Raw genomic sequence first — 10,013 nt, 5'->3', positions numbered from 1 at the left:
ACATATTGTCAAATAATGTCTTTTAATATAACATAAAAAAATTAAAAAAGGAAAAAACAGTTTATGAACGAATATATAGTTTCTATAGGCGGTTCTAATATAGATATACAAGGCTTCTCCAAAGAAAATATTTTATTAAAAGAATCAAACCCTGCAAAAATAAATATATGTGCAGGAGGCGTTGAAAGAAATATTGTTCATAATCTATCAAACTTAGGTCTTTACAATATCAAGTTTATAACATCAATAGGAAATGATATATTCGGTGATATTCTTTTAAACAATATAAAATCGCTTAATATAGATACTTCATATATTATAAAAAAAGGCTCTTCAACAACATATATGGCTATAATGAATAGTGATAAAGATATGTATTTAGCCGTTTCTGATATGGACGATTTAGACAAAAACATTACAATAGAATATTTAGAGAGTATAAAAGATATAATAAAAAATGCAAAGCTCATCACAATAGATGCCGTAATAAAAAGAGAGATTTTTGAATATTTAATAAAAAACTTTCCAGACAAAAAATTATTATGCGATGCCGTATCAGTAAAAAAAGCAGAAAATATAAAAGGATTAGAAAAACATATATATGCTCTGAAGCTTAATTCAAACGAAGCTTCATTTCTTCTAGACAAAGACATTAGCACTATAGAAGACGGCTTGGAGGCGGTGAGTAGATTTATAGACATAGGAGTATCAGAAATATACATTACGTTTGCAGAAAAAGGAATATGCTACGCCTCTGCTAAAACAAAGCCAGCACATTTAAACGCACCTAAAGTAAATATACTAAATGCTTCAGGGGCAGGGGATGCATTTATGGCTGGTATAATTTATTCTATATACAACAATTTTGATTTGGATTACAAAGTAAAGTTTGCTGCAATTATGTCTATGCTCGCATTAGAAAGCGAAGAGACTATTAACAATAATATAAGTTTAGAAAATGTTCAGCAAAGACTAAACATGATATTTAAATAAAATTCATTCTTTCGATAATTTTTTTAAGCAATATGTTATAAATATAAATAGCCCCATTATAGACACATAATCCATAAAGAAAAATATTACAGGCTCTTCATAATCAAAAAAAGCAAACTCCACAAGCAGAAACATTTTATTATATAATCCTCTTTTAATAAATGAAACAACCCCATATATAGAAACAAACAAAGCTATTATTATAGAGATTTGTTTTTTAATAAACTTTCTATTTATAAACATACCCCAATGCATTCCCAAATGTGCCGACATAAATACAAAAGCCCAAGAGTTTGAAATCATATGAAGGCGTCTTGTAAACATTCCGCTATTATGTATATTAAGAAAACCTAACACTCTTTGAGAAAACAGTATTCCGCTAATCATTAGTCCTGCCATACACAAAAAAAGCATGGTGTTAATAAATGTGTTTAATATTCTGTTAAAATTATATTTGCCTTTATAAATATTTTTATACCAATTAAAATTGAGTATATGATGAAGTATAAAAAATATAAAAAGTGAGAATCCCAAATATTCATGCACGGCATCACCTGTAAAGTGATATGCCATTAAAACAAAGAAGAGCATAGTCATTATTATGTCTACTGTAATTTTAATTATTCTTTTCATAAATAAGTTCCTCCTTTTTTATATAATATAATTGATTAATTTTAGCATATACCTAAAGAACTATATTTGACAAACTTCTGTGGATTATAGGAATGTTATCAACTTTTTTGCCGCACAAAAAAGTTGCAAAAAACGCAAATATTACAACCTTATATTATTAGAATATGTATTAAATATATGATAACACCTAAAATTGAGGTTAAAAATACAGTCTTTTGCCATAGGCACGAAGCCCAAAATATCAAAACAAAAATATAAATTTATTTTTGACAAAATATAGTTGTTTAAATATAAAAACAAGCCTATTATTACTTGTCAACATATCTGAAAGTATTAACTGCAAGAATTAAAGCAATTATTAAACAAGCTAAAAGCACCGCTAAACCAATAAAATATGACTGAAAATCAAAATAATAAGCTCCCCTAACAGCATTCAAAAAATACTGAAAAATATTTAATCTGCTTAAAAACTTCACTACACTTGGAGCATTATACAAAGAATAATAACCGTCACTCAAAAACATAGAACCCATTAAAATAATATTATATAGTATGCTAGCAGTTTCATTATTTTTGATCAAACTAGAAACAAAGAAACTTATAAATATATAAACTAAAGATGCCGCTATAATGATAGGCAAAAATAAAAGTATAGAAACAAAAGAAAACTCTAATTTAAAAAACAAAGCACAAGAAATAAATACAAACAAAGAGCTTATAATAGATATCATCACCCAAGCACAAGAAGAGCTTATAATATATTTGTATAAAGGAAGCGGAGTTACTTTAAGCAAATTATAAACACCCCTTCTTCTTTGACTTAATACATTAAAACTAGTAGTCATAAAAGAATAAGCAAGCACGCTCACACAAGTCATAGCAGTAAGTATATGAATAGTATAGCTTTCTGTATTAAATAATATACCCAATGCTATTATTGTAACTATTGGGAAGAATATAGACCAGAATATAAGGAAAGGGTCTCTTATAGCTTTTTTTATAGTGAGTTTAAATATAGTTTTCATAATAATTTTTTAATATATATTTATAATTTTTTGTTGTTCTTTTTCCAGCCTTACACACCTAAAGGTACTCCCTTCGGTCGCCCTGAAGAACTTCTTTCAATCGCGGTGCTGACTTCGTCAAAGAAGCATACGAAGTACGCCTACGGCAAAAGTGCAAGTATATAATTAATACTAAAATTAATAATTAGTAATATGCAAATAAACTTTCTCCAAACTGTCAAAATTATACTTCTTTAAAAGTTCTTCTTTGCTGCCCTTTTCTAATATCTCTCCTTTATATAAAAATACTATTTTACTAGCTATATCTTCTACCTCCTCCAAATCATGAGAAGTAAAAAGTATAGTCTTATTATTTTTAGCAAGCTCTAATATCATATTTTTTATATTATATCTTTCCCTAGGGTCTAAACTTGCAGTAGGCTCATCAAATATAAGTAAATCAGGGTTTTGCATAGTAGCTATCATTATAGCAAGTTTTTTCTGCTCTCCCCCTGAAAGCTTTATAGCAGGTGTTTTCGGATTAAGATTATATTTATTAAAAATACTTTCTATTTCTTCATCGCTCATCTTAATATCATAAAGAGCTGAAAACATTAATATATTATCTTTTACATTGTAGCCTTCAAAAAAAGGAGTAGATTGTAATTGAAGACCTATATGTTTTTTATAATTTTCTATATTAATTTTTAATTCACCCTTATCAGCTTTTAATATTCCTAATAATATATTAATTAATGTAGTTTTGCCTGAACCATTTGGACCAACAAGTGCTATTACTTCGCCTTTATTTATATCTAAACTTACATCTTTTAGAATAATATTTTTATTAAACTTTTTTTCTATATTTTTAGCACTTATTAATATTTCTTGCATTAAGACCAACTCTATTTGATAAAAACTATAATTATTAAAACAACATATATTAAAAATGTCAATACATATAAGCCCGCTGCATCATAACAATGCAGCAGACATACAAATTTATTATAAAAAATTATAATAAATTAATTGTTAGTTGTAGTTGTTACATTAACACAACAAGAACAACAACAAGAACAGCAACATCCTCCAGGAGTCAATACCGCAGATTGGCTCTTTAAAGAACATGTTGTGCGTACTTTTGAAGAATATTTAATCATATAAATAACTCCTTTAGATGTATTATATTAAACTCTTTAATAGTTTTAATATCAAAGAGAGTAATACCAATTTTTATGAATATATTCCCATATTTTCAAACTGACCAAAATAGTATATTGTAAAAAAAACACTAGCAAATATTGGTGCAATTAAACTATTAGTATATTCAAAAGAAATGGCATTAATAGCTGTAATAATAAAACAAGAAACTATAAAAATTAAAGCCTCTTTGAAATTATTAAGCCTAAGCATCTCTTCAAAAGAAAATAATAAAGCAACTACAAGAATTATAAAAAATAAATTAAACTCCTGAAATTGATTTTTAATAGATAAATATATTATTCCATTAAAAAATAAACATTTAATTACACTTGCTAATAATATTAAAGTCCACTTTTTATTGTTTCTTGAAGAATATAATAAATTAATAGGAGCAGACGATAATATATTATTAAATATAACATTTGTTTTTATATTTTTATTAAATAAACTTATAATTGCTAATATTATTTCAAAAGCAGAAATAAGAGCAAAAATATTAATAAAAATATAAACAATATATTTTCTTTCTACAAATAAATATAACAAAATATTTTGTTTTTGCAAAAAACTAATAATAATTGCAAATATAATTATAAAAAACCAATATATATAGGTGCTTATGTAAATATAAATGTCATCATAATCTTTTTTAGAATAATTCATAATATTAAAACATAGATTATTTATGATATTTTTATAATTTAAGAATTTTATTATACTTCCTAATATAAAGCATATTATAATATAAGGTATAAGTTTTAAAAATATCAATTTATATCCTCTCTTTTTTTGCTTAATATATATAAAATCATATTTTGAGAAAAATGAGTAATAGCTGGTATTATTACGCTAAAAGAAGAATATACAAACAACAAAGAATATATTATACCCACTATAAATTTTTGAAATACAGCATTAGCACCAAAATATATATGATTAATGGAATATATAAAGGCTGATATTATAATAACAATAAAAATATTTAATTCTAATATGTTATATAAAATATTAAAAAATACCTGCCTAAAAATAATCTCCTCGCAAATAGCACCTATCAATATAATTATAATATCAAAAAAAACATTATTTTTATTTATAATTTCATGAACTGATATTTTTTTAATCCAAAATTTATATTTAATAAAATGAACAGCATAAGCTTCAATTATCTCTACAGCAATGCATACAAAAGACATAATAAAAGCTAAAACAACAAAATAAATATTAACATTATAATTAATACTTCCAACATACCCTGTAAAAAATGCCATTATTACAAATAAAAAATAACTTAAAGCATTAGGCAAAATAGTGCTTATTCTTCCAAGATTTAATTTTAAAAATATACCAATCAAAGAAGTAGGAAAAGAAACAGCAATTAGTACAAGAATAGCACTAAGGTAATGGGTGTGGAAATTCATTATTTGAAATTCCTCCATTTTTAATTATTCTAGGGTGCTTACTATACGGGAAAGCAGGCATAGACATTTGCACAAGCTCTGGAACATATACACGCATTACATGCAAATCTTTATCAGCTATTTCTGTTGGAGTGATATCCAAATAAACTGCATATTTTGAAATATTATAAAGACCATTAAATAAATACTCCAAATCAGTATTTCCTTCGAGGTTTTTATATTTTCTTAATTCAATTTTTTCTGTAACTTTGCTGTTTATAAATTTAAGTTTTTTGTCTTTATCATCTAAAGAAGCCCAATAATTAACATTGCTGTCAAGGTTTAGATAAGTTTTTTGATATTTAGTTTCCAAATAATCAGCAGGCATTGATAATGGTCCATTAATATTTAATGTAAGTATAGCCAAAGCCTCCATAAAAGCTCTGTATATCACTTTTTTAGGATTAAGACCAGAAGAAGCACCTACCACAATATATGGACTTTTTTCACTTTTGTTTATAAGCATAACAGTAAAAACATAGCCTAACTTTTTATCAACAGTATAATCAAACACTCTTATTTTATAATTAATATCTTTTAAAATTGTATTAATAGTTTCATTAAGAACATCATCATCAATAATAACTTCTTTAACTTTGCTTTCTGTATACCATTTTATCATACAAGCGTCGCATTCTATAATTTCAGTTATAGCAGATTTTAAAGCTAATTTAATATTTTTATGGCTAGCACTTCCTTTAGAAAATCCGCCTATAAACACTTTTTCATTTTTATCTTTTCTTATTATATGTGATAAAAAGAAATTCTGTGCTGGAATATAATACTCTTTTTCTTTATCAAACAAAGAAGGAAGAAGCACCCAAGATAATATATCATCTTCTGTAATATTTTCTAAAATTCCTATGCTGTTTAATTTGTTGCAATCTTCATCGCTGTATATTTTAACATATTCAAAAGGTATTACATTATTAGGATATTTTTCTTTTAATTGATTATAAGAAGCATATTTTAATTTTTCTTCAAAATACAAATTTGCTGTAAATAATGCATATCTCTCAATACCTTCGCCTAATAATCTTATAATAGCTTCATCTCTATAAATGCCATAACCAGAAAGATGATAATTAACTTCAGCATTATCACCTAATAATATTTTATGATAATCTGGAAGCATAGAAGTACAAGTATTAATATTTTGAGCAATAACAGAATTAGCCTGCATCACAATAATAGAATCCATAATACCAGTCTGATGTCCGCAAATAGAATTGTATTTATTTAAAACATTTTTATGGCTTGGGTAATATTTAATCATATGTTTTCCATTTTTATATAATTTATAAAAAAATAAAATATTTTCAATTATTTAATCATTTTATTATCACTTTGCTTGAAAACTTTTCTATTATCTCCTTTGAAGAAGTATACATTTCATTATATTTAGCCTTGCTTATATGTCCGCATGCCGCACAGAAAGGCACTCTGAGTAAATCCTGAATTTGAATCTCTATAGAAGGTATATAAACATTAATTACGCGTCCTGAGAGTTTGCATTTTCCTATAGTGGCAAATAAAAAAGCTTCATATAATGCAATAGAAGTGAATGTTTGCAAAATTGGAGTTATATAAGTTTTTTTATTATTTGATTTTAAATTAATAGTTTGTTTAACGAATTTATTATAAACAGATAAGCTTTCATTTCTTGCTATCACTCTACTTTCAAAACATTCATAACAAGCTGTTTCTTTTGCTTTTATAGTTGTGATATTCAAAAAAGGTCCGTCTAATATTGATATAATCATAGGAATTGATTTTTCAAGTAAAAGCCTGTTAATATTTCTAAGTAAATTTAATCTTGGTTTCTCTATACTTACAACCACACAAGATATATCATCAAACAACTTTAATAATTCTTTTTGTTTTTCAATATTTTCAATAGCATCAGTTGTATCTGTGAGATTTGCTTTTTCTAGTTTTTTTATGTCATCAATATTCATCATAACAACATTCATATACAAATCTTCTGACATTAATTTAGCATATTCTTTTAGCCTATCACTGTCTGTTATAAACATTACTTTGTTTTTTTGAACCTTGCTTTCATCTGGTATATCATAAAAATATTCACCTATAAGCTCATAAATACTATTAAGCATATTGTTCTCATCATACTCTAAAAATCTGTTGCCGATAAGAGAAGATATAATTTCATTCAAAAAATTACTGTCTTTTTCATCAAGAGAAAATTTCTTAACTACATTATCAAAAGAAATTAATTTATCATCAAAAAGTTCTTTAGCAATAAATATTAAAGCCTCTTTTACATTGTCATTTAAATCATTAAGCTCTAAAGAAGCCTCTTCAAAATTCCATATCCCTTTTCTAAATCTAATCTCATCATCAGAATTAAAAAATACACTCGCATTATCATAAAGTTTAATATTTTTTTTAGCCATTTTAACAAACCTACTATTTATTTTTTATAAAAATTATTTTGAAAGCAAAGTTAAATGCACAACATGATTAGTCTGCCCATCTAGATTTAATAACTCTTCAGATAAAGTTTTATTAAATCCTCCAATGTCGCATGCTAAAATACCGCTAGCAGCAGCAGTAAGCTGTATATTTTGTGCAATCTCTCCAGTCTCTATCAAAGCAAACTGCAAAGCCATATCTCCATATTTTCTAGTGTTTTCATATATACTATACACATAGTAAATAGATAAAGAAGTTTTTCTTAAATCTATTCCCCCACCGAAAACATTATTGTTATAGTAATTTTCTAAATCATCATTATTAAATAATTTTATCTTTTCAATCGAATGAGTAAAAGGCATATATTTGTATATACCCTTTTCAAGACTATTTATATTAAGTGCCACAATATACAAATAAATAGGATAAAGGCCTCCGCCTGATGGAGCAGTACGAAGCTTAGACATATATTTATCGCCAAAAGTTATAGTGCCATATTCTTCTTTGTTTAAATTAAAATCAAAATCCCCAGAAATTCCATCTCCATAATAAAGCAAAGTAGACAAATCGCTTAATGTTAATGGTTTACCCTTAAAATCTCTCCTGCTTCTTCTAGACCTTATAACCGAACCTATAGGAGCATTAATATTTTTATATGGAGGAAGTTTTATGGCATTTCCTTTTTTATGAACCTCTTCCTCTAATAACACTCTATTACTTAAAGCAGCATCTATTGGAAATGATGAATAGCTTGTTACATTAAACATAGAAGATAAATCTATTGATGATTTCTTTGAGTTTAACAAATATTCTTCGCTTATATTTCTATTTACTTCAGAGTGCATCGCTCCTCTATAAGAAGATTCTGAAGTTTTTATTCCTATAGTGTCAGCATACATAGAAACAGGTATATTTGAAGAAAAATTCACAACGCTAAAAAGTAATGGTATCTCTCTAGATTCTAACTCTTCTTTGCTTATCTCTATTTTTTTAACATCTTTTTTATTCTTTTTTATAATAGACACATAACATTCCTATTTTTATAAATTACATCTCATATATAATACTAAAAAAAATTATTTTGTAAAATTAAAATATAAACAAAAAAGACTAGACTTTAATAAAAAAGCCTAGCCTTAATTAATTATATTTTTTAATTATTATTTTGCATTAATAGCATCTATTATCTCTACACATTTCATATACATTCTAGGAATATGGAAAGGTCCTTTATACATGTTACCTTTTAAGTCTGTAGATATTCTTCCATCCCTGTGAAGATAACCATACCATTCGCCGTATTCTGTGTCGATGAATTTTTTAGTGTACTCTTTAACCATATCATGTTTTTCTAAATATTTATCATCTTTAGTAAAGTAATAACAATATAAAGCAGCAATAGCAGCTTCTGTTTGAGGCCACCAAAACTTCATATCATGGTGATATTCGCTTTTAGGTTTTCCAAGTACGTCCATATATTGAATGATTCCGCCGTATTCTTTGTCCCAGCCCCATTCCCACATCCAGTCAAATATTTTAAGTCCTAGAGCTTTTAATTTTTCATCATGTCCTCTCTCAATAGACTCTCTTAATATAAACCAAGATGATTCTATAGCATGACCTGGATTTAATAATCTGCCTTCAAAATGGTCTTGCAAAGTGCCGTCAGGGTTACATTGTTCTAATACTGCTTTTTTATCTTCATATAAAAATAACTTAATATTAGAAAGAAGTTTATCAATATACTTATTATAATAATCTTTATTTTCTGGGTCTGCTTTTCTTAACTCCTGAACTGTAGCAAGCATTATCATAGGAGGTCCGAATGCTATAGTAGGTCTGTTGCCTGCATCAAATTTTGGAATTAAAAGACCTTCTTTTTGATAGCGATCTATATTATCAAGTATATCTCTTGCCTTTTTAGCATAGCTTTTATCTCCGCTAGCTCTCGAATATGCCGCCATAGCTACTAAACAAAATGTTTCTGAAAAGTAGTATCTTAATCTTTTTATAATAGGCTTACCATCTTCTGTAACTCTAAAATACATTCTTCCGTCACCTGCTTTATCAAAACAGTATTTTTCTAAGAAGTCTATTCCAGATTTTGCAGCATCAAGATACTCATCTCTTTTCTCAAAGTCAGCATAAAGAGTAGAAAGTACCCAAGCAAATCTTCCTTGAAACCATACAGATTTATCACTTTCTATTAACGCTCCTTTTCTATCTAATGCCGTATAGTATCCGCCATGTTTTTTATCAAGTCCATTTTTAAGCCAAAATGGTA

The 10,013-nt window shown here is 26.6% G+C and carries 10 protein-coding genes; 1 reads left to right on the top strand and 9 read right to left on the bottom strand.

Going from position 1 to position 10,013, the window contains the following annotated elements:
• The first annotated feature begins 63 nt into the window (after positions 1-63).
• Positions 64-993, top strand: a complete 930-nt coding sequence (locus tag E6A48_RS08445; RefSeq protein ID WP_219709681.1) for a carbohydrate kinase family protein — start codon at positions 64-66, stop codon at positions 991-993.
• A gap of 3 nt (positions 994-996) precedes the next feature.
• Here the strand turns inward: E6A48_RS08445 and E6A48_RS08440 are convergent, their stop codons facing one another.
• From E6A48_RS08440 to E6A48_RS08400, 9 genes are all read right to left on the bottom strand, one after another.
• Complete coding sequence (locus tag E6A48_RS08440; RefSeq protein WP_219709679.1) at positions 997-1,626, bottom strand: DUF4405 domain-containing protein; 630 nt, start codon at positions 1,624-1,626, stop codon at positions 997-999.
• A gap of 308 nt (positions 1,627-1,934) precedes the next feature.
• Positions 1,935-2,651 (bottom strand): ABC transporter permease, encoded by a 717-nt coding sequence (locus E6A48_RS08435; RefSeq protein WP_219709677.1) that lies wholly within the window; start codon positions 2,649-2,651, stop codon positions 1,935-1,937.
• A 177-nt stretch (positions 2,652-2,828) separates the two neighbouring features.
• Positions 2,829-3,524, bottom strand: a complete 696-nt coding sequence (locus E6A48_RS08430; RefSeq protein WP_219709675.1) for an ABC transporter ATP-binding protein — start codon at positions 3,522-3,524, stop codon at positions 2,829-2,831.
• Positions 3,525-3,863: 339 nt separating this feature from the next.
• Positions 3,864-4,379 (bottom strand): hypothetical protein, encoded by a 516-nt coding sequence (locus E6A48_RS08425; RefSeq protein WP_444546397.1) that lies wholly within the window; start codon positions 4,377-4,379, stop codon positions 3,864-3,866.
• A gap of 221 nt (positions 4,380-4,600) precedes the next feature.
• A complete protein-coding gene (locus E6A48_RS08420; RefSeq protein WP_219709673.1) occupies positions 4,601-5,254 on the bottom strand; it encodes a CPBP family intramembrane glutamic endopeptidase in 654 nt (217 codons plus the stop codon).
• Positions 5,229-6,569, bottom strand: a complete 1,341-nt coding sequence (locus E6A48_RS08415) for a YcaO-like family protein (RefSeq protein WP_219709672.1) — start codon at positions 6,567-6,569, stop codon at positions 5,229-5,231. The genes E6A48_RS08420 and E6A48_RS08415 overlap by 26 nt, the downstream gene beginning before the upstream one ends.
• Positions 6,570-6,624: 55 nt before the next feature.
• A complete protein-coding gene (locus E6A48_RS08410) occupies positions 6,625-7,710 on the bottom strand; it encodes a streptolysin associated protein SagC (protein ID WP_219709669.1) in 1,086 nt (361 codons plus the stop codon).
• A 33-nt stretch (positions 7,711-7,743) separates the two neighbouring features.
• Positions 7,744-8,754 (bottom strand): SagB/ThcOx family dehydrogenase, encoded by a 1,011-nt coding sequence (locus E6A48_RS08405; protein WP_219709666.1) that lies wholly within the window; start codon positions 8,752-8,754, stop codon positions 7,744-7,746.
• A gap of 135 nt (positions 8,755-8,889) precedes the next feature.
• Positions 8,890-10,013 (bottom strand): AGE family epimerase/isomerase (locus E6A48_RS08400; protein ID WP_219709665.1); only part of this gene is annotated, 1,124 nt, incomplete at its 5' end.

Origin of the sequence: Brachyspira pilosicoli (assembly GCF_019402445.1) — a bacterium.
Taxonomy (GTDB): Bacteria; Spirochaetota; Brachyspiria; order Brachyspirales; family Brachyspiraceae; genus Brachyspira; species Brachyspira pilosicoli_B.
This window is presented reverse-complemented; position numbering and strand designations above follow the sequence as displayed.

Coding starts and splice junctions, on each gene's coding strand:
- E6A48_RS08445 (WP_219709681.1), top strand. CDS start 64: ATGAACGAATATATAGTTTCTATAGGCGGTTCTAATATAGATATACAA.
- E6A48_RS08440 (WP_219709679.1), bottom strand. CDS start 1,626: ATGAAAAGAATAATTAAAATTACAGTAGACATAATAATGACTATGCTC.
- E6A48_RS08435 (WP_219709677.1), bottom strand. CDS start 2,651: ATGAAAACTATATTTAAACTCACTATAAAAAAAGCTATAAGAGACCCT.
- E6A48_RS08430 (WP_219709675.1), bottom strand. CDS start 3,524: ATGCAAGAAATATTAATAAGTGCTAAAAATATAGAAAAAAAGTTTAAT.
- E6A48_RS08420 (WP_219709673.1), bottom strand. CDS start 5,254: ATGAATTTCCACACCCATTACCTTAGTGCTATTCTTGTACTAATTGCT.
- E6A48_RS08415 (WP_219709672.1), bottom strand. CDS start 6,569: ATGATTAAATATTACCCAAGCCATAAAAATGTTTTAAATAAATACAAT.
- E6A48_RS08410 (WP_219709669.1), bottom strand. CDS start 7,710: ATGGCTAAAAAAAATATTAAACTTTATGATAATGCGAGTGTATTTTTT.